The organism is Natrinema sp. HArc-T2, assembly GCF_041821085.1.
GTDB lineage: Archaea > Halobacteriota > Halobacteria > Halobacteriales > Natrialbaceae > Natrinema.
Genome location: NZ_JBGUAZ010000004.1, coordinates 1 through 24,976, shown reverse-complemented (window position 1 = coordinate 24,976; position 24,976 = coordinate 1). Strand labels below are relative to the sequence as shown.

The 24,976-nt window shown below is 64.9% G+C and carries 22 protein-coding genes; 10 read left to right on the top strand and 12 right to left on the bottom strand.

From position 1 onward, the window contains the following. Positions 1–162: 162 nt before the first annotated feature. Positions 163–1,224, top strand: a complete 1,062-nt coding sequence (locus tag ACERI1_RS10870; RefSeq protein WP_373618185.1) for a glycosyltransferase family 4 protein — start codon at positions 163–165, stop codon at positions 1,222–1,224. Positions 1,225–1,301: 77 nt separating this feature from the next. Next, complete coding sequence (locus tag ACERI1_RS10865) at positions 1,302–1,712, top strand: HIT family protein (RefSeq protein WP_373618184.1); 411 nt, start codon at positions 1,302–1,304, stop codon at positions 1,710–1,712. A 29-nt stretch (positions 1,713–1,741) separates the two neighbouring features. Here the strand turns inward: ACERI1_RS10865 and trpB are convergent, their stop codons facing one another. From trpB to ACERI1_RS10850, 3 genes are all read right to left on the bottom strand, one after another. After that, entirely contained in the window at positions 1,742–2,896 is a 1,155-nt protein-coding gene (gene trpB / locus ACERI1_RS10860; RefSeq protein ID WP_373618183.1) for a tryptophan synthase subunit beta, read from the bottom strand. A 167-nt stretch (positions 2,897–3,063) separates the two neighbouring features. Continuing rightward, positions 3,064–4,047 carry a YeiH family protein gene (locus tag ACERI1_RS10855; RefSeq protein ID WP_373618182.1) on the bottom strand — a complete coding sequence of 328 codons (984 nt, stop codon included), beginning with the start codon at positions 4,045–4,047 and terminating at the stop codon, positions 3,064–3,066. Between the two features lie 4 nt (positions 4,048–4,051). Beyond that, positions 4,052–4,189, bottom strand: coding sequence for a hypothetical protein (locus tag ACERI1_RS10850; protein WP_373618181.1), 138 nt, complete (start codon positions 4,187–4,189; stop codon positions 4,052–4,054). 158 nt (positions 4,190–4,347) lie between these two features. Between ACERI1_RS10850 and ACERI1_RS10845 the strand changes: the two genes are divergently transcribed. The 4 genes from ACERI1_RS10845 to ACERI1_RS10830 all read left to right on the top strand — a co-directional run bounded on the left by ACERI1_RS10845 (position 4,348) and on the right by ACERI1_RS10830 (position 10,868). Next, a complete protein-coding gene (locus ACERI1_RS10845; protein WP_373618180.1) occupies positions 4,348–5,286 on the top strand; it encodes a phosphatase PAP2 family protein in 939 nt (312 codons plus the stop codon). A 114-nt stretch (positions 5,287–5,400) separates the two neighbouring features. Continuing rightward, positions 5,401–6,903, top strand: a complete 1,503-nt coding sequence (locus tag ACERI1_RS10840) for a sulfatase (RefSeq protein WP_373618179.1) — start codon at positions 5,401–5,403, stop codon at positions 6,901–6,903. Positions 6,904–6,983: 80 nt separating this feature from the next. Beyond that, positions 6,984–8,246 (top strand): WD40/YVTN/BNR-like repeat-containing protein, encoded by a 1,263-nt coding sequence (locus tag ACERI1_RS10835; RefSeq protein WP_373618178.1) that lies wholly within the window; start codon positions 6,984–6,986, stop codon positions 8,244–8,246. 78 nt (positions 8,247–8,324) lie between these two features. After that, on the top strand, positions 8,325–10,868 hold the full coding sequence (locus ACERI1_RS10830) for a heavy metal translocating P-type ATPase (RefSeq protein WP_373618177.1): 2,544 nt from the start codon (positions 8,325–8,327) through the stop codon (positions 10,866–10,868). Positions 10,869–10,955: 87 nt separating this feature from the next. Here ACERI1_RS10830 and ACERI1_RS10825 read toward each other — a convergent pair whose 3' ends face one another. Then, entirely contained in the window at positions 10,956–11,342 is a 387-nt protein-coding gene (locus ACERI1_RS10825) for a DCC1-like thiol-disulfide oxidoreductase family protein (protein ID WP_373618176.1), read from the bottom strand. A 189-nt stretch (positions 11,343–11,531) separates the two neighbouring features. Here ACERI1_RS10825 and ACERI1_RS10820 point away from each other — a divergent pair, with 189 nt between their 5' ends. Further along, complete coding sequence (locus tag ACERI1_RS10820; protein WP_373618175.1) at positions 11,532–12,782, top strand: hypothetical protein; 1,251 nt, start codon at positions 11,532–11,534, stop codon at positions 12,780–12,782. Between the two features lie 30 nt (positions 12,783–12,812). Here ACERI1_RS10820 and ACERI1_RS10815 read toward each other — a convergent pair whose 3' ends face one another. The 8 genes from ACERI1_RS10815 to ACERI1_RS10780 form a co-directional block, all read right to left on the bottom strand. Beyond that, positions 12,813–14,246, bottom strand: coding sequence for an HNH endonuclease (locus ACERI1_RS10815; protein WP_373618174.1), 1,434 nt, complete (start codon positions 14,244–14,246; stop codon positions 12,813–12,815). A gap of 668 nt (positions 14,247–14,914) precedes the next feature. Further along, on the bottom strand, positions 14,915–16,141 hold the full coding sequence (locus ACERI1_RS10810) for an orc1/cdc6 family replication initiation protein (RefSeq protein WP_373618173.1): 1,227 nt from the start codon (positions 16,139–16,141) through the stop codon (positions 14,915–14,917). 638 nt (positions 16,142–16,779) lie between these two features. After that, positions 16,780–17,085, bottom strand: coding sequence for a HalOD1 output domain-containing protein (locus ACERI1_RS10805; protein WP_373618172.1), 306 nt, complete (start codon positions 17,083–17,085; stop codon positions 16,780–16,782). A gap of 147 nt (positions 17,086–17,232) precedes the next feature. Next, positions 17,233–18,132, bottom strand: coding sequence for a phosphogluconate dehydrogenase (NAD(+)-dependent, decarboxylating) (gnd, locus tag ACERI1_RS10800; RefSeq protein WP_373618171.1), 900 nt, complete (start codon positions 18,130–18,132; stop codon positions 17,233–17,235). Between the two features lie 150 nt (positions 18,133–18,282). Continuing rightward, complete coding sequence (locus tag ACERI1_RS10795; RefSeq protein ID WP_373618170.1) at positions 18,283–18,717, bottom strand: hypothetical protein; 435 nt, start codon at positions 18,715–18,717, stop codon at positions 18,283–18,285. A 75-nt stretch (positions 18,718–18,792) separates the two neighbouring features. Further along, a complete protein-coding gene (locus ACERI1_RS10790; protein WP_373618169.1) occupies positions 18,793–19,257 on the bottom strand; it encodes a copper resistance protein CopD in 465 nt (154 codons plus the stop codon). Positions 19,258–19,345: 88 nt separating this feature from the next. Then, positions 19,346–19,900, bottom strand: coding sequence for a metal-dependent hydrolase (locus tag ACERI1_RS10785; protein WP_373618168.1), 555 nt, complete (start codon positions 19,898–19,900; stop codon positions 19,346–19,348). 89 nt (positions 19,901–19,989) lie between these two features. After that, entirely contained in the window at positions 19,990–20,472 is a 483-nt protein-coding gene (locus ACERI1_RS10780; protein WP_373618167.1) for a deoxyuridine 5'-triphosphate nucleotidohydrolase, read from the bottom strand. Between the two features lie 295 nt (positions 20,473–20,767). Here ACERI1_RS10780 and ACERI1_RS10775 point away from each other — a divergent pair, with 295 nt between their 5' ends. From ACERI1_RS10775 to ACERI1_RS10765, 3 genes are all read left to right on the top strand, one after another. Continuing rightward, entirely contained in the window at positions 20,768–22,738 is a 1,971-nt protein-coding gene (locus ACERI1_RS10775) for an aconitate hydratase (protein ID WP_373618166.1), read from the top strand. Positions 22,739–22,910: 172 nt separating this feature from the next. Next, entirely contained in the window at positions 22,911–23,834 is a 924-nt protein-coding gene (locus ACERI1_RS10770; protein WP_373618165.1) for an LLM class oxidoreductase, read from the top strand. Positions 23,835–24,005: 171 nt separating this feature from the next. Further along, a partial coding sequence (locus tag ACERI1_RS10765) for a zinc-binding alcohol dehydrogenase family protein (protein ID WP_373618164.1) occupies positions 24,006–24,976 on the top strand: 971 nt, incomplete at its 3' end.

Below are 24,976 nucleotides of genomic sequence, written 5' to 3'. Positions count from 1 at the left end.
GTAGTCATTTCGGTCGCGGCAGCCTCGCGCCGGAGCTCGGCGTCCCGCTTGCCCTCTCGAGACTACGCTCTCAAGGCCGAACACAGCGCGTTCAGCCGGGTGTGACCGTCCAATCGAGTGAAAGAAGTGATTTTATAGCCCGGGACTGCGTGGCGGTCGACTATGCGACTCGCGTTCGTCTCGTTCGAAACGGCTCACCACCGCGACAGCGAGACGAACCAGCGGTTTCGGACGATCCTCGAACTCCTCGCTCAACGAGGCCACGACGTCCACTGGTACTGTGCCGATTTCTGGACCGATCAAGGGGCAACCCTCGAGCGCGAGGGGATCACCTACCACGCGGTTGTCGACGGGCTGGACGCCCGCCACTCGTTTCTCGTCCGGTTGCCGTTCGTGCTCGCGGCTGCGAATCCAGACGTGATCCACACAAGCGCACAGCCACCGAGTCAGGTGCTCGCGGCTCGTGTCGGAGCGGTGCTTGCACGGACACCGCTGGTCCTCGAGTGGTACGGCGACGACGGCATCCCCGAGACGCGCTGGACGCAGCTCGCGGCTGACCGACCCGATCGGATCGTCACGCCGTCGGAACTCGTCGCGACGTGGGCCCAAGAGATCGGTGCCGATGGTGGCATCATCGAAACCGCTCCGAACCCGATCGACTGCGAGCGGGTTCGGGACGTCGATCCGGGCGAGGACGTCGACGTGATCTATGCACGCCGTCTCGATGAGGGAGCCAACCTCGAGAGCCTCCTGCTGGGGCTTGCCGAACTTCGCGATCGCGACTGGCAGGCGACTGTCGTCGGCGACGGACCAGAACGAGAGCGCTACGAGACTCTCGCGAGCGACCTCCGGATCGACGATCGCGTGACGTTCGTCGGCGACCTCGAACTCGACGAGCGGATCGCAGCTTACCGTGGCGCACATGTCTTTGCCCAGACGGCTGAACACTGTGTCTTCCCTACGGAGATGCTGTGGGCGATCGCCGCTGGCTGTGTCGGAATCGTCGAATACCACGCGAACTCGAGTGCCCACGAACTGGTCGAGGGCTGGGATCGGGGCTTTCGGACGACCAGCGAGGACGAACTGGCCGAAGCCATCCTCGCAGCAGGCGACCTCGAACACCGCGAGTATGATGATCGGTTCGCCGACTACGACCGATCGGCAGTGGCCGACCAGTATCTCGAGCAGTACCGGACGCTTCAGGAAGACCACGGCCTCCTCTAAGCGCCGGCGATCGCGTCTGATGTGCGGTGTGCCGGCATCGGAGATACCTATATGTCTACTCGAAAGAAAGTTCGACTATGAACGACACCTGTGAGTTCTGTCGAATCATCGCTGGCGACCAGCCGGCACACGTCCTCTACGAGGACGACCGGACCATCGCCTTTCTCGATCGAAATCCAGCCGTGACGGGGCACACGCTCGTTGCGCCGCAGGTCCACGAGGGCGCGATCCTGACGAGCGACGAGCCGGGCTCGGCGACCGTCTTCGAGACGGCGCGAACCGTCGCCGACGCACTGCAGGCGACCCTCGAGCCCGACGGGTTCAGTGTCTTTCATACCAGCGGGTCGCTGGTCGGCACCGTCGACCACGCGCACGTTCACCTCGTGCCCCGGTTTGCAGACGACGACGTGTCGCTGTCGCTGTCCCGTACTCGGCTCGATCCCGACGAGGCGGCTGCACTGACGGAACAGGTTCATAAAATCCTCTGAGGGCCCTCGACGGATGACAAACGTGCGGCCTAGAGATCGAACTTCGCGGCTGCCGTCTCCATATCCTTGTCACCACGTCCCGAGAGATTCACGAGGATCGTGTCGTGCTCGTCGGCTTCGGCCAGTTCGATCGCGCGGGCGATCGCGTGGCTGGACTCGAGGGCCGGAATGATCCCCTCGGTTTCGCTCAGTTCGCGGAACGCAGCCAGCGCTTCCTCGTCGGTGACGCCCGTGTACTCACAGCGACCGATGGCCCGATACATGGCGTGTTCGGGACCAGCACCGGGGTAGTCCAGTCCCGCCGAGACGGAGTGGACCTCGACGTCGTCGTCGATGACGCGCGTTTTCATCCCGTGGAGGACCTCGTCTTTCCCTTCCGCGAGCGGTGCAGCGTGTCGTGTCGAATCGGTCCCTTTCCCGCCACCTTCGGCACCGTAGAACGCGACCTCGTCGTCGTTACGGAAGGCATGAAAGAGGCCGATCGCGTTCGACCCGCCGCCGACACAAGCGACCGCGGCGTCGGGTAACTCGCCGGTGCGCTCGAGGATCTGCTCGCGGGCTTCCTCGCCGATGACCGACTGGAAGTCCCGCACCATCCGCGGGAACGGATCAGGGCCGACGACGCTGCCCACCAGATAGTGGGTGTCCTCGACGTTTTCGGCGAAGTCCTCGAGCGCGGCGTCGACGGCGTCGGCCAGACCTGCGTTCCCGCGGGTGACCTCGTTGACCTCCGCGCCCATCAGTCGCATCCGGAAGACGTTCATCTCCTGGCGCTCGATGTCCTTTTTCCCCATGTAGATCTCGGTCTTGAGGCCCAACAGTGCCCCGACCATCGCCGTCGCGGTGCCGTGCTGACCGGCCCCGGTCTCGGCGATCAGGCGCTTGCGGCCTGCCTTTTTCGCGAGCAGGGCCTGCCCGAGCGCGTTGTTGACCTTGTGTGCACCGCCGTGGAGCAGGTCCTCGCGCTTGAGATAGATCTCGGCACCGTAGCGCTCGCTTAAGTTCCGCGCGTAGTACAGCGGACTCGGGCGACCGGCGAACTCCTCGAGCAAGCCGCGCAGTTCCGACTGAAACTCGTCGCTCGCGGCAACGTCGTCGTAGGCCGCCGCCAGTTGTTCGAGCGGCTCTTTGAGCGGCTCTGGAACGTATCGCCCACCGTACCCTTCGAACTCTCCGTTGGACATATGCCGGTCCATTGCGCGCTCACCGTCAAGTAAGTTCCGTGGCGTCGACGGCGGCGCTTTCGTCTCGAGACAGTGTCTCGATCCGTTTCGAAGCCGTTAGCAAGTATTGCCGCTAGTGGCGACGACGATCTGTCGCGTGGAGTGGCTGACCAGCAACGGTGCTCGCATCAGAGCAGGACGAGCAGGAGCAACAGCGAGAGGCTGCTTGCGACGAGCAACGACAGCAGGACGACGAACGCGGGTACCAGCCCCGTCTGGCGGAGCTCACCGAGTTGGATCTCCGTCCCGAGACCGACGAACGCCAGCAGGAACAGCCAGTTGTACGCGTGCTCGAGCGAGGTCTGCTGGGCCGTCGAGAAGACACCGAGACTCGAGACCGCAGCAAGTGCGAGAAAACCAACGACGAACTTCGGAAACTCCGCCCAGAGAGTTCGTACGGACGGCGTGTTGCCGTCGCCGGACCGGGCGTAGTAGCTCGCGTACGCGAGCACGACGACGCCGATCAGGGCGTTGCGCGAGAGCTTCGTCATCGTCGCCCACTGGCCGGCCAGCTCGGAGTGGGCAAAGCCGACCGCCACGACCGGTCCCGTCGAAAACATGCTGACGCCGGCCCAGACCCCGAAGACCGTACTCGAGAGATCCAGCAGGTCGCCGACGAGCGGATAGACGGCGATCGTTATCGCGTCGAACAGCAGCACTGTCGCCGCGGCGTAGGCGACCTGTGTTTCCCGTGCACGGACGGCACCGGCGACCGCGACGACCGCAGAGACGCCACAGATACTTGCCCCGGCTGCAAGCAGCGAGCCGAGTCGTTCGGCCAGTCCGAAGACGTTTCGCGCGAGGAGTTCGACGACGACCAGCGTGACGGCCGCGACGGCGATCATGACGAGGAAGACGCGACCGCCGAGCTCGAGCAGGGTCGCAGTCGAGATCGACGCACCCATCAGGACGATCCCGGCGCTCAACCACAGCTTGTGCGTCGCGATGCCTGGCTCGAGGCCGTCCGGAACGTCGGTGACGTTGGCGACGACAGCCCCGAGCGCGATGGCGACGAGCAGGTGGTTGACGCCAGCAGTGCTGGCGAGCGACCGTGCGAGAACGGCACCGAGACAGAGGGCGACGAATCCCGGGAGCAGCCGACGACTGTTCATCTCGTCACCACGGAATCTGCAGGTTGAGACCACTGACGACCCCAATGATCATCGCTCCGATCACGACGCTCTTCCAGTCGCGGTCGAGCGTCGACCACCAGCTACTGACGACACCAGTCTGTGACGATCGGTCGGTCGACATCTATCCGAGGGAGCGACAGCACGGCAGTTAACAGTTATTCATTCTGTCCCAGATACCAGTGATTGTTGCTGGTATCGATGATGGCTCATCGGTCTCGTCGACGCTCCCGTCGTGGCTACGGAAACCGTTTATGTATCCCGTCGTCCGTACCGTAGGACATGTCTCGAGGGATCGGCTGGTTCGACTCGTTTCGTGCGGTCGCCCCCGACTGGAGTGTCGTGCTTCTCGGGCTGGTGACCCAGCTCGGCGACGTGTGGTTTCTCGGCTTCCTCGTCGGCATCGTCTACTGGGCGGCAACGCCGGACCGCCGGGACGAGGCCGCGACCGTTCTCGGGGTGACGTTGGCCGGCCTCTCGTTGATCACGGGCCTGAAAGCGGTCTTCGCGCTCTCGCGGCCCGACCGGGTGCTCGTGGCAGTCGAGACGCTACCGGAGACGGTCCACCCGCTATACCGGGCCACCGCGACGGCAACCGGCTACGGCTTCCCGAGCGGTCACGCCCTGATGACGACGATCGTCTATCTGAGTCTGGCCGAATACCTCTCGGTGGGCACGCGCCGGCAGCGATACCTCGGTGCGGCGGGAATCGTCACCGCCGTCGGGTTCTCCCGCGTCGCACTCGGCGTTCACTACGTCGTCGACGTCGTGGCCGGCATCGTCGTCGGGATAGCGTTTCTGTTGCTCGCGGCCGAACTCTTCGACCGGTATCCGGACCACCGCGGCACGGTCGGATTCGCGCTCGCGGTCGCCATCGCTGCGCTCTCGCTCGTGCCGGCCCGGGCGGATCCCGACGCCGTCCTGTTGGTCGGGACGTCGCTGGGCGCGTTCGCCGGCTGGCAACTCGCCGCCCTCGTTCGCGACCTCGAGGCCGGTGCCGGGCCGATCCGAGCCAGTCGGCTGCTGACTGCCAGAGCGGTCGTCGCGGCCCTCGTCGTCGTCGCGCTCGCTGCCGTCTCGGTCTCGTACTGGGCCGTGCCAGTGATCGCTGGGAGCGGCCTCCTCGGAGTGGCCGCCGCCGCGTTCGTCACGGCACCGGTCCTGTATCGCTCGGATCACATCGGCGAACTCGTCCGGGGCTCGCCGACTCGGTCGCAGTAGCTCTGTTGTACCCGAAATCGACCGCCTTCGAGCCAGTAACGGACGATTTCCACGATTTCCGCCCTGCATACTCCGGGCTGATGACCTTCCCTGTCTGTCGTGGAGTACCCGTCTATGCCAGACGGAAACGGACGTGAGGACGAGCCACATAGGACCGTGCGGAACGTCGTTCTCGTGGTTCTCGATACGGCTCGAGCGAAAAGCGTCGACACGAAGCCGATGCCAACGCTGACGGGCTTGGCCGAGGCGGGAACCGCCTTCGAGAGCGCCTTTGCGACCGCGCCCTGGACGCTGCCCTCTCATGCATCGCTCTTCACCGGGACCTACCCTTCCGAGCACGGCACCCACGGCGGACACACCTATCTCAATGCTGACTTGCGAACGCTGCCCGAGGCGTTCGCCGACGCGGGATTCGAAACGATCGGTGTCTCGAACAACACCTGGATCACCGAGGAGTTCGGTTTCGACCGCGGGTTCGACGACCTTCGCAAGGGCTGGCAGTACATCCAGTCCGACGCCGACATGGGGGCCGTGGTTCGCGGTGAGAACCTCCGAGAGAAGCTCGTGGCGATGCGAAACCGACTTTTCGACGGCAACCCGCTGGTCAACACCGCCAACGTCCTCTACAGCGAGTTCGCACAGCCATCGGGCGACGACGGCGCTGCCCGGGCAACCGACTGGATCGCCGACTGGCTCGACGGTCGGGACGGCGACCGTCCGTTTTTCCTGTTCTGTAACTTCATCGAACCCCACGTCGAGTACGATCCACCACGGGAGCACGCCGAGCGATTCCTTCCCGACGGAGCCAGCTACGAGGACGCGACCGCGATCCGACAAGACCCCCGTGCCTACGACTGCGAGGAGTACGACCTCTCGGACCGCGAATTTGCCATGCTCCGCGGCCTCTATCGTGCGGAACTTGCCTACGTCGACCACCAACTCGGCCAGCTCCGGACCGCGCTCGAGGACGCCGGCGAGTGGGAAGACACCCTGTTCGTCGTCTGTGGCGACCACGGCGAGCACATCGGCGAGCACGGCTTTTTCGGCCACCAGTACAACCTCTACGACACGGTACTCAACGTCCCGCTCGTGTTCTGTGGCGGCCCCTTCGCCGACGGCGAGCGACGCCACGATCTCGTGCAACTGCTCGATCTGCCCGCGACGCTGCTCGAGACCGCTGGCGTCGACGACCCCGCACTGCGTGAGCAGTGGTCGAGCCGATCGCTTCACCCCAACTCGAGCGACGACGCTCGCGAGGCCGTCTTCGCCGAATACGTCGCCCCGCAGCCATCGATCGAGCGGCTCGAGGCTCGCTTCGGCGAGATTCCCGACCGCGTCCGAACGTTCGACCGACGGCTGCGGGCGGTCCGCACGAGCGAGTACAAATACGTCTGCGGCGACGACGGCTTCGAGCGGCTTCACCATCTCCAGGCCGAGCCGCTCGAGCACACTGATAGCAGCGACGACGACACCGAGCGAGCGCGCACGCTTCGCCGCCGACTCGAGGAACGGTTCGACCCGTTCGAGGCGGCCAGCGGATCGGACGACGGGGCGTCAGCAGACGTCGAGATCCGTGCGGGGACGAAAGACCGACTCGCGGAACTGGGCTATCTGTAACAGTCGTTGGGCCGTCACGCGTGCCTGCAGCACGCTTTTGCTTGGCAGCCGGATAGGGGCGCATGCTGCGGATCTGACCAATGGATACGTACGACGCGCCGTCCGTCGAGGGGTTCGTTCCGTTCTTTCGCCGCTACGCGCAGACGTGGATACACGCGGTCGCGGCGGCCTGCATGACTGCATTCGGGACGCTGACGATCGTCCATCGCGGGTTCGCCATCCTCGCGCTCGCGTCGTACGTTTTGCCGCCGATCGTGCTGTACCTGCGCGGACCGTCGACTGACCGTGCCGAGAGAGACACCACTACCGACCGAGCGGAGACGGTGGCGTCCGACGACGGGTCAACGGACGCGGGCACAGTGCCGCTCGAGCACGTCGAGTCCGAAGGCAGCACTGCCATCGAAGCCGACGACATCGCAGTCGACCGAGCGACCGAATCTGAGTCCCCCGAACGCTGGGCCGTCGTCGCGGTCCCCACCGAGGCGACGCTCCGGGACGTCTGTGTGACTGCGACGGGCGCGGTCTACGCGGTGGGTGAAGACGGCCTGGTTCTCGCTGGAAGAATCACTGACAGAGCCGACCGTGGCTGGGAAATCGCGCTCGAGGACGGACCGGATGCCGCGGAAGAGGACCTTCACGGTGTCGACGCCACGGCCGACGGAGCGGTCGTCTGGGTCGCCGGCGACAGCGGCGCGGTGGGCCGGCTCGAGGCGACGACCGGTCGCCACACCGATTACACGGCACCCGCGGAGATCACTGACAACTGGCTGGGGGTCGCCGTCGGCGGGCCGGCCGGCGACGAGACGGTCCTGTTGATCAACGGCTCCGGTGCAGTGCTCACGGGTCGCTATCGCGATGGCGACCTGTCTTGGAACGAGCCCGTTACGCCCGGCAGCGGCTCGAGTCTGAGCGGCGTTGCGCTCGCCGACGCGTCGGTCGGCTACTGCTGTGATACGAACGACGACGTTTTCGAGACGACCGACGGCGGCGACTCGTTTGCTCGCGTCGGGCCGGTGGGTGCCGACGGGACGCTCGAGAACCTCGCGACGCTGGGACGAGACGACTGTTTCGTGAGTGCCGACGACGGTGTCGTCCACCGCTACGACGGGGGAACGTGGACGCCCGAACGGGTCGGCGAGGAAGCGATCTGTGGGATCACGCGACGCGAGGGGGAGACGATCGTCTGCGATGCGGACGGGACGATCCACGAGCGGACAGCGATGGCAGCGTGGACGCGGGCCGACACGGTCGCATCCGAGTCGCTGCTCGCTGTCTCGGTCGACAACGAGGGCAACCGAGCAGTCGCGGTGGGTGAGAACGGGACCGTCGTCGAACGGCGATGACGGAGTTACCTGTGGCCGATCGTCAGATCGCCGTCGAAATCGACCACTGTTATTGCTGTCGAACGCGCAGCCACTAGCGTGAGCGATCGACGCGCGGGCGACGACCAGTTCGACCGCTGTCGGCTGTGTGGGGCTCCGCTCTCGCAGACTGCCGGCGAGCCCGTCTCGAGTGGCTTCTGTTCGATGGGCTGTCGCGATATCGCCGCCGAGTTCGGCGCGAGCGATGACGACGCGCCAGCCGAGCGCGGAGCTGATGCCCACGCCGAGTCTGGAACCGACAGGGAGCGCACAGCGACCGAACGAGCGACCGCAGACGATCCCGACACCGTCAGCACGTTCCTCCGGGTCGACGGCATGCACTCGGCGACCTGCGAGGCGTTCCTCGAGGCTGTCGCGGAAGACCACGAGGGCGTTCGCGAGGCCGAGGCGAGTTACGTCACCGAGACGGTCCGGGTCGGCCACGATCCGGATCGGGTCTCGGCGACCGAGCTCGAGGATGCGCTGAGCACGGTCGGCTACACGGCCTATCTGCGGGAGGAGGCGACCGCCGACGACGAGACCGGCGGGACGCGACGGTCACGAGAGATGTCCGGCATCCGGAAGCGCCGCGCGGAGGATATGCTCGAGATGCGGTACATCGTGGGGATCGTCTTCGGCTCGTTCCTCCTGTTGCCGTTCGTGGCCGTCTTCTACCCGATGTACCTGACCGAGTTTACCAACTGGGGCGCGATCTCGCACTTCGAGGGCGCGTTCACCGGGTTCAGCGGCCCGCTGTATCTGCCGCTGTTTCTGATCATGACCGGGGCGATCCTCTATCTGACCGGCGGCTATCTCCTCCGGGGCGCATACATTAGCCTCAAACTCCGGCGACCGACCACGGACCTGCTCGCGTCGCTGACGATCGTCAGCGCGTACGTCTTCAGCATCATCGTCTCCGGACTCGGGCGCAACGACATCTACTTCGACCTGACGATCGTCGTCGCGTCGGTCGTGATGGGCGCGACCTACTACGAGGCGACGGTCAAGCGCCGTGCGACCGACCGGCTGACCGATCTTACCGTCTCGCAGGTCGATACAGCCCGGTACTACGCCGACGACGGCTCGACGACGGAAATCTCCGTCGCCGACCTCGAGTCGGGTGATCGGGTCCTCGTCCGAGAGGGCGAGCGCATCCCCGTCGACGGGACCCTGGCAGAGGGCGAGTGTGCGGTCGACGAGGCCGTGGTTACCGGCGAGTCACTACCGGTGACGAAACGCGAGGGTGACCCGGTGGTCGGTGGCTCGATCGTCACGACCGACGCAGCGATCGTCGATGTCGGCGAGCGGACGACCAGCAGCATCGACCGGCTCATGCGAGTCGTCTGGAACGTCCAGAGCGCAGACCACGGTGTCACGCGCCGGGCCGATGAACTCGCGGCACGACTCGCGCCGATCGTCCTCGCGGTCCCGGTCGTCGTCGGCGCAGGGTCACTACTGCTCGGGGCGAGCGCACTGACGACCGCACTGGCCGCGCTCATGACTCTCATGGTCGTCAGCCCGTGGGCGCTCGGTTTCGCGACGCCGTACTCCGTCGCGACGAGTCTTGAGGAAGCCCTCGAGCGCGGCATCGTCGTCTTCGACGAGACGGTCTTCGAGCGCCTGCGTGCGGTCGACGTCGTCGTCTTCGACAAGACCGGGACGCTGACGACCGGCGAGATGTCGGTCCTCGAGGCCGACGCGCCCGATGACCTCTTGACTGCTGCTGCCGCGCTCGAGCAGCGTGCGGCCCATCCGGCGGCGACGGCGATCGCCGAGGCGTTCGACGGCGGAAATAGTGACGCCGATGGAAGCGACGCCGACGGTGCGGCTCGTACGGACGGCGGAACGGCGACGACTGGCGGGCTGACGGTAGAGGAGTTCCACACCCACGCCACCGGCGTCGAGGGACGCGTCGACGGGCGAACGGTGCTCGTCGGTCACCCCGACCTCTTCCGAGAGCGCGAGTGGACGATCGACGACGACCTCGCGGCGCGACTCGAGCGCACACGGGAAGCAGGCCACCTCCCGGTCGTCGTCGGGCGAGACGGGGCCGCGGAGGGGATCGTCGTCGTCGGCGACGAACCCCGCGAGACGTGGGACGAGACGGTCACGGCGCTGGACGACGCGGGGATCGACGTCGTCGTCCTGACCGGCGACGACGCAACGGCAGCCGACGTCTTCGACCGTCATCCCGGCGTCGATCACGTCTTCGCCGGCGTCTCGCCGGAGGGGAAGACGGCAGCCGTCGAGCGGATGAAAGTCGACAATCGAGTGGCGATGGTTGGCGACGGAACGAACGACGCGCCGGCGCTCGCCGCGGCCGATCTCGGGATCTCACTGGGCAGTGGCACGGCACTCGCCGCCGACGCGGCCGACGTTGCGATCGTCGACAACGACCTGGCTGCCGTCGATCAGGCATTTACACTGGCGCGGGCCGCACGGGACCGGCTCCGGCAGAACCTCGGCCTCGCGTTCGTCTACAACGCGATCGCCATCCCGCCAGCCGTCCTCGGCCTCGTGAACCCGCTGGTGACGACCGTCGCCGTCGTGGTCGGCGCGTCCCTTATCGCTGCCAACGCGGAACGGTCGCTGATCAACGACTAACGACAGTGAGCGGACGTTCGGCGCTGGTCGCTTGAGCGGTCCACTCCCCGAGTACGATTTGCCGTGCAGCGCCGCCAAGCGACGCGCTCACCTGTCGCGGGATTCTCGACGTGCCGGCGGCGTCGTCGAGAGATACGTCCCCAACCGATCGCGGTTGTTCGCGATCCACCGATACGCTTGCTCGCGGTACTGCTCGTAGTCCTCGAACTGCCGGAGGAACGTGACGACGTCGTCGACGGGGCCGCCGATGTCAGCGCGGAGGAGCGCTTCGTCGATCGCGGCCCCACAGGAGTAGACCGCGTCGTCGGTCACAAGATGTGCACACTCCTTGTAGTCGTCGGGCAGGCGCTCGCGTAACTCGTCGGTGAGGTCGCGAAAGCCGACGAGACGGATGTCCGACCGCGCCGCGAAGAACTCGGCCCACCACGTACAGAACCCACAGTCATCGTCGTAGACGAGGATTGCATCGGTCATACCTGTCGGAACGTACTCGAGACACAAAGACAGCCACGATACGGACCAAGCGGGGTGTCCCGACGGTCGGTAGCGGTCCGCGAGTGTCGGGGCAGGTCTGTCGTGCCAACCGTGGTTGTCACCGGATGCTCGGACCGCGCGTCGAGCCGGTGTCAGAACAATAATGAGCGCGCTGGCCAATGACGACGCATGAGTAGCGCGGCTGGGCCGCTGACGGAACCACAGGTGCTGGCCCACACCAAACGGCGGCTCTTCCCGGCCGACGAAGAGGCGACCGCGTACGCGGTCGCCGACACCCAGTTTGCGACGGCGGAGTGGCTCCCTGGGCAGCCGATCGAGCCCACGATCCGAGAACGGCTGGCCCCGTTCAACCACGTCCGAATCGGTGGCGGCTACCCGGATCTCGTCGGCGTACGCGCTCTCGAGTCCGACCTGCTGGCCGTCGACCGGCTCGGTGACGAGCCGCCGCTGATCGCCATCGAGGCGAAAGGCCACGCAAGCGGCGGCGTCGACACCCAGCGTGGGATCGTGCAAGCCTACGATCGGCTCCACGAGGCGAACGCAGCCTACCTCGCAGCCCCGGCGACCGCGATTTCCGAAACCGATCGGACGCTCGCACGGGAGTTGAACGTCGGCGTGCTCGGCGTCGATTCGGCTGGGGCTGTCGAGGCGCTCGAGGTGCCACGCGTCGTCGGCAATCGAACGACGAGCGAGGCGACGGCGCTGCGGTTTCAGGCGAGTACGCAGGGGGTCGCGGACGCGTCGTTCGGGTTGAACCACCCCAAGAACTACCTCGGCTATCCGCTGGCACACTACGCGGCTGGGGACACCGAGGCCCTGCTTTCGGAGTACAAGGTCGTGAGTGCCGTCACGGCGGCCCGGCGCGGGGCTGCGTTTCTGGGGCTGATCGAAGACGGCGTCGGTGTCGAGGATGTCGAGCTGACTTCGCTCGGCGAGGAAGTCGTCCGCTTTGCGAAGGCACGCTATGGGACCGTCGAGGCGGCGCTCGCGGCGTTCGAGGACTGGTATCGATCGCCGAAACGGTTCGTCGACCTCGCGCCGGCGTGGGGACGGCTGGCTCGACGGGTGGTCTTTGCGTATCCCGCGACCGAACTGCTGGTCACGGAGCTACAGACGATGTTCGAAGACGGGATCACGGAGCCGTCGCTGGTCGACACGGTCGAGTATCTGCACGAGCTTCATCCGTCCTTTACCGTCGAGTTGTTCATCCGGGGCGACGACGGCGTCCGAAGCCGGGTCCTGACCGACGACGGCACCCTGCGGCGCTCGGCGCTCGCGGACGGCACTGTTTACCACTCGCCGACGGTGTTCCAGCTGAAGGCGATGCTGTACCACACCGGGATTCTCGCCGAGCGTGGGGCAGAGCCCAGCCGGCTCGAGCCACTCGAGGATGTCTGGGCGCTTCGAGAACCCGTATGATGCTCGCCGGCTGCGGACGGGTCGGGCCAGCTATGGCGATTCGAACCCGTGCCGTTCGCGATGTGCAGCGAGGAATGTCGCGTGTGGCCGCTGTTCCTCGTTCGTGGGCAGCGTGAGTGACTCGTTCTCGAGTGACTCGAACTCCTCGTACCCCTCGAGATCGGGCCGATCGGCGACTAGGATCCGATAGTCGTCGGCCACCGCGAGCCAGCCGCTGTCGAACGCCCAGTGATGGAGCCGACAGAGGGCGAGCCCGTTTCGAACGGTATCACGCCCGTTCTCTCGTTTGGGATAGATGTGTGCAGCCTCGATATCGGTGGTGCCGTCGGGGGACTCACGGGCAGCCCCGCAGATGGCACACCGGGCGTCGTAGGCGGCTGCGACTGTCTTCGCGAACGAACTCGAGCGGACTCGCCGCTGGACCTCGGTGAACTCGTCTTCGTCGTCGGTCAGCGCTGGTTCGTCTTCCTCGATCTCCCCGGAAACAGACTCTGAGACCGTCTCGAACCGTTCCGGGTCGATCTCGAGGGTCTCCATGGTAAACTGATAGACCATCCGGTCGTCCCGAGCGACATACTCGGTGTCGACGATGTCGACCAGTCCTTCGTACCGGAGCGTATCGCTGTCTGCCGGCTGGTAAAAGAAGTACACCGGGATGGTCGAGCACGCTGACTGCTCGAGGAGCGCGCTGTTAGCACCGGTCAACTGTTGATCGCCTTTCTCGGGTACGCCTTCGCCGATGTATGTAAAGCGCTCACCGTCGATCTCATCGCCGTAAGGGCCGTCCTCGCGAGCTTTGACGATGATGTACGAGAGCTCTCCCTCGTCGTTCGTTCGCGGATTGATGCCCTTGATGTAGGAACCGAAGCTGGTGTCGAAGGCGTCCTCGAGGTCGGGCTGTGTGTACGACGCGCCCCGCTCGAGAACTGGATACGTCGAGGTCTGTCGCCGTGCCAGTTCCCGGCCGCTGTTCGTCAGCGAGTTCACGCCGTCGGAGCGTTCGACGTAGCCGAGACTCTGCAGCCAGCCCCGATGTTGGGCGGGGCCGGACGCGTCAGTCCAGTTGACCTCGGAATGGGCGGTCGCGATCGCCGTCCCTAACTCAGCGTCCGTCTTCGGACCATCGAGCAGCGCCTTGAGCATCGTCTCGAAGCCGCGGACGGTGTCCGAGAGCCGTTCGTAGAGCACCGCCGGATCGGTCTCCGAGAGCCACGCCATGCCACGCTGGGTGAGTCGAACGCGATCCGGATCGATCGCGAGGAGGCCGATTCCCTCGAGAAATGTCAGGCGACGTCGGATGCCGTCATCACTCGTCGCCCGTGTGTTCGATCGACACCACTCGAGGACTGCCGTTTCGGTCGGGTTCTCTGTGAGAACGAACGTGCAGAGTTGCTCGAGAACGGTCGTGTAGTTCCCCGCGCCGCCGAAAAACCGGACCGCGATGTTGCGCTTTTCTCGTCCCATCGATGACTGTCAATACTGCTGTCATTGTGCCGACGAGGGGATAAAACGAGCGGCAAGCGCGGTCGACTCGAGCCAGTGGGGACGGTTCGATCGGGAACTGTTCGTTCATATTGCCGGACAGCAGGGTTCTACCGATCGTACTCGAGATGTCGTTGCCAGCTGCTACTGGCGTCGAGGCACGATTAGGTGCTTACGGGCACTCATCGGGCAGTATCAGGTTCGGCTCGTGGGTCCCGACCGTCGCTAGACTCACACCACCGATTCAAGTGAACTGGGTAGCGACACACCACCGTTTCATGTGAACGGATCACACTGGTAGCTGGTTCGATCCGAGGCCATCCCCACCGGACACCACTATTGCATGTGAACACACGCCGACTCGAGGGGCGGAATCGATCTGACGACCGGATCGCACGTACTGCGCGACGGGTGCCACCACTCGTGCAAGTGAAACACGTGTCAGCACTGAGTCACGTGAACCGATTCGGACCCGGCGTGGTCCTGTGAGTCACGTCGTGCCGACCGGCGTTCACTCGCAAGGGTGGTGTGGGCGGACTCGCTCTGTGTGAGAGTGCGACCGATCGCTGCAGACTGGCTGCTGTGACAGGTGTCTGGCACACCCGCTGGGTGGTCGCGGACCCCCCGGTGCCCACGGAGCGGCGTCCGTCTCAGACGACGCCGTTCATCCGTGCGATGTCGCGGATCGTCTCGATCTCCGCGTCGAGATAGAGGACGTCGGCCATCGCGTCGACGGCGCTCGTAAACGGGACGTCGAGTTCGTAACTGTAGTAGTTGCCTCGAGACCCGCTGCGGTTTTCCTTTGCCGAGAGGATGCCGAGCATCCGGAGATCGGAGAGGTGGTTGTGCACCGATCGCTGGGCGAGCGAGTCGGTCCCCGCCGACTCACACAACGCCTCGTACTCCTGGTAGAGTTCCCGCGTTCGACAGGGCGTCGACTCCTTGGCGGCTTTCGAGACGACCGCCAGCAAGGCGAGGCGACCGTGGGTCGTCAGTTCCCGCATTCCCTCTTCGACGCGTTCCTGCTCGAGTTTCGAGCGTGCCTGATCGACGTGGTATTCCTGAATCTCCTCGTCGTCGTTGTTCTCCGCGACTTCCCCCGCCAGCCGGAGCAGATCAAGCGCCTGCCGGGCGCTCCCGCTGTCGCGTGCGGCGAGTGCTGCACAGAGGTTCAGGACGCCGTCGTCACAGCTGTCGTCCGCGATCGCAACCTCGGCCCGTGACTCGAGGATGTTCGTCAGTTCGGACGCCTCGTAGGGTGGAAACTGGAGTTCGCGCTCACAGAGCGTGTCCTGGACGCGGGGATCGAGCTGTTCGCGGAACTTGAAGTCGTTGCTGATGCCGATGAGACCGACTTTCGTCGCCTCGAGATAGCCATTTGAGCGTGCCCGCGGGAGTTCGTACAGCAGTTCGTCGCGGTCGCCGATCGAGTCGATCTCGTCTAAGACGATGACGACCGTGCCGCCGAGTGCCTCGAGTTCGCTGTAGAGTTTCTTGAAGACGGTCTGTTGGGGGTAGCCGGTCGTGCTGATCTCGGCACCGGCGGGTCGAAGCGTGTTGACCAGTTCGACGGCGACCTGATACGACGAGTTGAGCGTCTTGCAGTTGACACTGAGCACAGAGAGGTCGACGTCGTCGTATCTCGTGACGTCTTCCTGAAGGACGTCGAGGAGGTAGTCCGTGACGGCGGTCTTGCCGACGCCCGTATTTCCGTAGAGAAAGATGTTGTTCGGCTCCCAGCCGTCGATGATGGGCTGGAGCGCATCCATATACGCCTCGATCTCGTCGTCGCGCTCTTCGATCCGTTCGGGCTGGTACGACTCCCCCAGGGCGTCCTTGTTCCGGAAGATGTTCTGCTTCCGCTCGAACCGAGGCATATCCGTACCAAGCGACATACTCTATTTAAAGCCACTTGTTCATCTGATGCAAGTGAACTCACACACACCACTGTTTCATGTGAAGACTAGTCTAGTGAGGGTGCTAGAGTGAACAGTCCACGGTTTCGTCTAAAGCACTGACAGATAATAAGAATAATATATTCTGGATTATCAGGGTAAAATCGACCGTTACACGACCGTCAACTGCTCACGGCGTCTCATCGGGATCGCGTGGCTCGAGTCATCGGAGGGGCACACCTCCCCCCCCCTATCGCGTCCTGCAGCTTCACTTGCAACAGTGGTGTGTCTCTGTCGATAGCGGTTCGTGGTAGTCAGCTAATGATTACAGCGTCCAGTCAGAATCCGACGCGCTCGAGCGCTGTTGTGCTGCCCTCCACGATTACGTGTCGTCACAAAAACGGGGCGTAAGTGGAATTTAAACTACTACTAATACTTCCTGCTCGCTTCGCTGCGCGGGCAGTGTCAGCATAAATCGTAGGCCCGTCGGGCCTGCTCACCCCCGACATCTTGGTCCGGAACCAAGGACTCTGTCCACTGAGCTACGCGCCCTCGAGCACGACTAGCCACAACGGAAACATACTGGTTCCCGTTTTGGACACTGGCTGGGACTACGTATCTTACGTCGACGATTCGTGATCTGCAGCGACACCGCCCGAGCCGCCGCCTGAGCTGTCCGCGTCTACGAGCGAGACTGCGATGCCGTCGTTGCCGTCCGTAATGCGAACGGTGTGGCCGTGATAAGAAAACTCGAGGCTGGCAAAGCCGTCCGCGTCGGGCAAGGAATCGAGGAGATCGGGATCGATCGCGTCGTACAGCGGCTCGAGGGTGACCGGATCGGCGTCCTCGGCTTCGGCGACGCGCTCGACGACGGTCATACTAAGCGGGGTGTCGGTTCTGGAGGTGGGCGGCGGTGGCGATTTCATACCTCTAGGTCGGTGACCGAGAGTAAAGAGGATAGCTCAAGATTTCCGTGGCACGACGGTGGAGAAAACACGAGTCCACCATTGCAGCGTCGGCGCGGTGTCTCGCCCTTACAGTCGACCGTATGACTGGTGGGGTCCCCGGGTCGATTACTCCCGGCGCGGCACCTCGTGACGACCGAAACCATAGCGGAGTCGGTTCGCGAGTCGTCGCGAGAACCGGCCGTCGTCGGCCCGCGAGCCGAACCGTTCGGACAGCGCCGTGTAGATCAGCGGCAGGGGAACTTCCTGCTCGAGGCCCTCCTGGACGGTCCACGTACCGGTCGAGCCACCCTCGACGCGGTCGGCCACCGTCCCGAGGTCGGTGCCCTCCTCGCGGAAGGCCTCCTCACAGAGTTCGAGCAGCCACGAGCGGATCACCGCGCCGTTGTTCCAGACCGAGGCGACGTTCTCGAGGTCGAGGTCGAATCGACCCTCGTGGAGCAGCTCGAAGCCCTCGCCATAGGCCTGCATGAGCGCGTATTCGACGCCGTTGTGGATCATCTTGACGTAGTGGCCCGACCCGGCGGGACCCATCCGCTCGTGGCCATCGGGGCCGGTCGCGACGGCGTCGAAAACCGGCTCGAGTTCGTCGTAGGCCCACTGGGGGCCGCCGACCATCAGGGAGAAGCCGAGTTCGGCACCGGCGGGACCGCCGGAGGTGCCACAGTCGAGATACGCCGCGGGACAGGACTCGGCGCGGCGTACTGAATCCTCGAAGTAGGAGTTGCCGCCGTCGACGACGACGTCGTCGCTGTCGAGATGGTCTTCGAGTTCCTCGAGCGTGACGTCGACCGCCTCGCCGGCGGGAACCATCAGCCAGATGCGTTTCTCCGATCCGAGCTGGTCGACGAAGTCCTCGAGCGAGTCGGCGGGGTCGGCACCGGCGTCGGTTGCTGTTGCGACGGCCTCGTCATCGAGGTCGAAGGCGACGACTTCGTGGCCCGCCGCGAGGGTTCGGTCGACGACGATCTGTCCCATCCGTCCGAGTCCGATCAGGCCCAGTTGCATGGATTGGGGTCTGGTGGCCGCGGTGGTAGTGGTTGCGATTCGGGGCGGTGGACGGTCGTCGACGGTGCCGAGCGCAGCGCGGCTGCTCGTGGCGATCGCCGACTGTCCGAGAACGAAGCCTGTGACCGACCACCCAGAGATCGGTGTCGCCTACTGGATCGGCTCCTCGAGTCGGGCCCAGCCGATCGCATCGAGGACGACGATACGGTCGTTGTACCGGACGTAGACGCCGTTGTAGGCGTCGGTGTCGGACTCGTAGTAGGGAAGCGACTCGCGAATCCGGTCGACGATCGACCAGGCACCGTCGCGCTCGAGCGTGATGTGTTCCCATTCGTCGCGCGCGCCGTTGCGGACTGCTCGATCCAGTGCGCGTCGTGCACCGGGGATTTCGCCGAGCCGTCGTGCGGACGCGTCGACGACTGTCGCGTCGGCTGGGACCTCGGTCGGGCTGACGAGCCGGGCACCGAGGTCGGCCTTCGATCGCGACGCGGCGGTCCGTGAGCGCTCAGAACGGAGGACGTAGCCGGCCACGGCAGCCGTTCCCACTGCGAGAAGCGAGAAGACCATCTCTTTACCCCTGATCATTAGCCAGTATCTTACAGTAACTGACTAAGTATCTTTCGTAAGAACGTCCGCTGAGAAGTGTCAGCGCCGCGAATTCTACAGCAGCCGTGCGACGTTGGCCGAGAGCAGTCCCGCCACGACCAACAGTCCGACGGCCACGACGGCAGCAGCCCAGAACACCGGCATCGCCTCGCGTGCCGGCTCGCGAATCTTCTTTCCGGTGAGGCCGGCCTCGAAGCGCTTCGCGCCGATTTCGACGAGCGCAGTCAGAACCAGCCAGAGTCCGACCATCGCGAGCACCAGCCATCCGTTGATCGTTCCGAAGAGGCGATTGGCGGTGTAGGTGGTCCCTGCAAGGTGGCTCCCCGAGAGAAACAGGACGAGCGAACTCACTCGCGAGATAGTGGTGAGCCGCCCCGAGATGACCTCGAGCGGGCGGGTCGTGTTGAACGCGCCGTCGCGTGCCAGCGGTAAGACGACGGCGGCGACGAAACAGACGCTACCGGCCCAGAGTGCGGCAAATACCAGATGTGTCGTTCTGGCGGCGAGCTGGTCGACCATACTGGGCCGCTCGGCCAGCGCGCGTATCAGCGTTCCGACTTCGGCTCGCGAGACAGTCGTCGCACCTGATCGATCCTTCCGCGACCGGTCACTCGAGCCAGTCGGGCGTCCACGCGACGAGTCGCCGCCGAAGCAGCGCATAGCACAGCGAGACGGCCACACCACCGGCGATCACGGGGGTAAGCCAGCCGTCGAAGACGACCAGCGCCGGGATCGCGAGCGCGACGGCGACTGCGGCGTCTTCCGGCGCGCCGTCGTAGCGGATCCAGCGCCGCGGTCGAATCCACCGGCTGCGGACGTGATCGTACACGGCCCGCTCGGTACGGTCGTTCCAGGGGTCCATTTCTAGGCCACCACCGACCGCGTCGCTTGCGGCATGGACCCAGGCCGTGACGGCGAATGCGGCGACCGCGACGGTCAGACTCGAGGGGGTACTCGCTGCGACAGCAACCGCGGGAACAGCGACTGCGAGCCCGGCGACGGGAAAGTGAAGTGTCCGTCGATGAGCGAAGACGAGATCGAAATCGGGAGCAATGCCACCGAGGAGCGCGCCGACGGCGAGCGCGACCGTGAACTCGGGGAGGGCGTAGGCGAGCGGCGCGACGATCGCGAGGCCGGTAAACGCGTGGGTGGTCGCCATCATCGAGGCTCGCTCGAGGGTAGGTCGGGGACCGCCAAAACGGTATGCGAACCGGTAGACGAGGGGACGATGTCGGCAGCGCCAGTCGCCGGTCACTCGAGGTGCTCGCCCTGATAACTGCCGTCGTAGACATCCTCGTGGCCGGCCTCGGCGAAGACGAGCTGGGCGATTCTGGCACCGCGCTCGAGTTCGATGTCGTGGTGGACCTGCAACAGTCCCTCGCCGCGGCCCTCGTAGCCGGCATCCCACACCGCCGTATTGAGCATACAGGAGTTGCGCATGAGCGACGACCGCGGGTAGACGAAGCCGACGTGGCCCTCGGGAATCGCGATCCGCTCGCCGTAGCGGACGACGTAGGCACCTTTGGGTAGATAGTAGGTGTCGGGGTCGGCCTCCTCGAGTTCCTCGAGCGGGCGGGCGACGCGGTCGCCGATCTCTTTGCCGTCCGTGCCGATGCGGCCCGGTTCCAGCTGCTCGAAGACGACGTCGGCAGTGAGGTCCACGCCGTTGGGTTGGATCTGCGCGTCGGTCGTCGGCGAGACGTGGTCGGCGACGAAGGCACCGGAACGGAACATACCTGTGCTAACGCCGTGGCGACGAGAAAAGCATGTCCGTTCACGACCTCTCGAGGTGTCGGTACCAATCGACACGCTACTATAGTAACAATTGAAACGATTTACACACCGATCGCACAGCCCTCGTGCGATCGAGTGTGCATTGACGTTCAGTGGCTACTATATTATTGCCGTGCTGGTCGGTTACTCACCACACGAGATACTTTCATGCTACCCTTTGAGATACTCTCATGACGGTTACGCTTCATAGAAACACGCTGGTTTTATCATGATAGACGGCCCATTTCGGTGTGCTATGGGACAGACGCTCACCGAGAAGATTCTCGACGACCACCTCGTCGAGGGCGAACTCGAGACCGGCGAGGAGATCGGTATCGAGATCGACCAGGTTCTCACACAGGACACGACCGGGACCATGGTCTGGCTCCAGTTCGAAGCCATGGGACTGGACGAGGTCCAGACCGAAATCGCCGCACAGTACTGTGACCACCAGACCTATCAGTTCGACTTCAAAAACACTGACGACCACCGTTTCCTCCGCTCTGCAGCCGGTACCTACGGCGCCTATTTCTCTCGCCCCGGTAACGGCATCTGCCACAACGTCCACCGCGAGAACTTCGCGGCCCCCGGCAAGACCCTGCTGGGCTCGGACAGTCACACGCCGACCCCCGGCGGCCTCGGCGAACTCGCCATCGGCGCTGGCGGGATCGACGTCACCGTCGCCATGGGCGGCGCGCCCTACTACATCGAGATGCCCGAAGTCGTCAACGTCCGCCTCGAGGGCGAACTCCCCGAGTGGGCCACCGCGAAAGACGTCATCCTCGAGCTCCTGCGACGGCTGACCGTCAAGGGCGGCGTCGGCAAGATCCTCGAATACACCGGCCCCGGTGTCGAGTCGCTCACCGCCCCCGAGCGGATGACCATCACCAACATGGGCACCGAGCTCGGTGCGACGACGTCGATCTTCCCGACCGACGAGCAGACCCAGGACTACCTCGAGCGACTCAACCGCGGCGACGAGTACGTCGAGCTTCAACCTGACGACGACGCCGAGTACGACGACGAGATCGTCGTCGACCTCTCCGACCTCGAGCCGCTGATCGCCCAGCCCTCGATGCCGGACAAGGTCGTTCCCGTCAGCGAAGTCGCCGGCCAGTCCGTCGAGCAGGTCATCGTCGGCTCCTGTACCAACGGCGGCTACGAGGACATCCTCCCGGCCGCGAAGATGCTCGAGGACCGCGAGGTCAACCCGACGACCGAGATGATCGTCGCGCCCGGCTCCAAGCAGGCCTCCGAGATGCTCGCCCGCGAGGGCTGGGTCGCGGAGATGATGGCCGCCGGCGTCAACTTCTCGGAAGCGACGTGTGGTGCCTGTATCGGTATCGGCCACGTCCCCGCCTCCGATTCGGTCTCGCTGCGGACGTTCAACCGCAACTTCGAGGGCCGCTCGGGTATCGAAGACGACAACGTCTTCCTCTGTTCGCCGGAGGTCGCCGCCGCCGCGGCGATCAAAGGCGAGATCATCGACCCGCGCGACCTCGCCGACGAACTCGGCGACCTCGAGGCACCCGGTATCGAGCTGCCCGACGAGTACGACGGCTCGAAGACCGACCTCATCACGCCCGACGAGGCGCCCGACGACGAGCTCGTCAAAGGCCCGAACATCGGCGACGTGCCGCTGAAAGACCAGCTGGGCTCGGACATCGAGGGTGACGCCCTCCTCAAGATGGAGGACAACATCACGACCGACCACATCATCCCTGCAACGCAGGACATCCTGATGTACCGGTCGAACATCGACAAGCTCTCGGAGTTCACCCTGAGCCGCGTCGACGAGACCTTCGCCCAGCGCGCTGCTGACGCCGACGGCGGCTTCCTCGTCGCCGGCGAGAACTACGGCCAGGGCTCCTCGCGTGAGCACGCCGCCATGTGCCCGATGTACCTCGGTATCGAGGGCGTCCTCGCACAGAGCTTCGCACGCATCCACCGTGCGAACCTCTTTAACTTCGGTATCGTCCCGCTGACGATTGACGAGGACACCTACGAGAACATCGAGCAGGGCGACGAAATCGAGATCGTCGACGACGTCTACGACGCCGTCACCTCCGGTCAGGAAGAGTTCACCGTCCGTGTCAACGACGAGGAGTACACGGCCACGCTCGACGCCTCCGAGCGCGAACGTGCAATCCTCGCGGCTGGCGGCAAGCTCTCCTGGACCAAAGAGCAGGCCCAGGACGGCTCCGGCGCTGCACCCGCTGACGACTGATCGGCATACCTGACGACTCGGCTGTCGATTCGAATTTTTCACCTTTTTCGCGGCGTCCGAGTGGCAACACAGGCAGCCCGACTCGAGTGACAGAGTATCTGGCAAGCGGTGGCCCAGCAACGACCGTCGGACAACGCCATCGTCATACCGCTTCGTCCGATAGCACGAGCGAATGCACCCCGGAGGACACGCAAACGCTGGCTACCGACGCCTGTTCGACCACGACGGCCTGACCTTCGGTGCCGGCTTTCCGCTGACCGGAACGAACCGCTCGCAGCCGGCCATCGAGGATGAACTCCGACTCGCCGAACACGCCGAGGCGGTCGGCTTCGACGGCCTCTGGGCGCGTGACGTCCCGACCTACTGGCCGAAATTCGGCGACGCCGGCCAGACGTTCGACACCTGGCCGTGGCTCTCGCACGTCGCTGCCCACACCGACGACATCGCGCTCGGCACCTCGAGTGTCGTCCTCACGCTCCGCCACCCGCTCCACGTCGCCAAATCCGCGGCGACGGTCGACCAGCTCTCGGACGGGCGACTCGTTCTTGGGATCGCCTCTGGCGACCGCGACCCGGAGTACCCCGCTTTCGACGTCGATCCCGACGACCGTGGGCAGCTGTTTCGCGAGTCCGTCGACGCCGTCCGGACGGTCTGGCGCGAGGACTTTCCGGAACTCGAGGGCCAGTGGGGAACCCTCGAGGGAGACCTCGACGTGGTCCCGAAGCCGACGACGGAGACGATTCCGCTGTTGCCGACCGGTCACGCCCGCCAGTCCAAGGAGTGGATCGCCGACCACGGCGACGGCTGGCTGTTCTATCACCTGCCCGAGCGCACGCTCGAGAGCTATCTCCACGAGTGGCGCGACCGTGCCGGCGAGAAACCCTTTGCCATCGCGGTTCGCGTCGAGTTGGCCGACGACCGAACGGCCGAACCCGAGCCGCTGCATCTGGGCTTCCGGGCCGGCGTCGAGTGGTTCCGCGAGTATTTCGGGCGGCTCGAGGAACTGAGCCTCGATCACGCCATTATCGGGATCGAAAACGACGACCGGGAGGCGGCACTGTCGACGTTTGCCGACGAGATCATCGACCAGCTATAGCGTCTCATACGGTCTGCTGTAACGATTTACCGGCGCAACCGAAGGACGGCTCGCGGTTGCGCCGGCAATGACTTACAGGAGTCCGTATCAGTCCGTGACCGATTCTCACAACTGGCCGTTCGTTTCCGCCGGTTCTCAGTAGCTTATCCGACTGCCGCCCCTACCAGCGGTATGAAAGCGATCGAGGTAACAGAATACGGCGACAGCGATCGACTCGAGACGATCGACACCGAGCGACCGGACCCGGGGCCGGGCGAGGTCCGCATCGCCGTCGAAGCTGCGGGGATCAACTTCGCGGACATCATGCAGCGTCGCGGCCTCTATCCGGGTGGGCCCGAGCCGCCCTACCGTCCGGGGATGGAAGCCGCAGGCCGGGTCGACGCGGTCGGTGACGGCGTCGAGGACGTCTCGGAGGGCGACCGCGTCGTCGCGATGGTCGAAACCGGCGGCTACGCCGAATACGCCGTCGCGAACGCCGAGATGCTCTTTCCCGTGCCGGAAGCGATGAGTTTCGAGGAAGCCGCCGGCTTCCCGGTCCAGTTTCTCACCGCGCATAGCTGTCTGTTCGCGTGGGGCGCGCTCGAGGAAGGCGAGTCAGTCCTGATCCAGGCCGCTGCAGGCGGGGTCGGCACGGCTGCGGTTCAGCTGGCGTCGAACGCCGGCGCGGAGGTCTTCGGTACCGCGAGCTCGCAGGAAAAGCTCGACCTGGCAGCTGAGCTGGGCTGTGACCACCCGATCAACTACACCGAGACGGACTTCCGAAAGGTCATCGAGGAGGAAACCGACGGTGAGGGCGTCGACCTCGTCTTAGAGAGCGTCGGCGACGACGTCTTTGAACGCAGTCTCGACGCGATGACCCACTTCGGTCGGATGGTCACCTACGGCGTCGCAAGCGGCGTCCCTGCGGAGGTCAGCAACCGGCGACTGCTCTTCGAGAACAAGACCGTCAAAGGCTTCCATCTCGGTCAGGCCGCCACCCACGACCCGAGCAGCGTCATGCAGGCAGTGCCCGACCTCACCGAGGGGCTCGCGAGCGGCGAGCTCGAGGTCGTGGTAGGCGAATCGTTCGCGCTCGCGGACGCCGCCGAAGCACACCAGTATATCGAGGACAGGAAGAGTTCGGGCAAAGTCGTATTGAAACC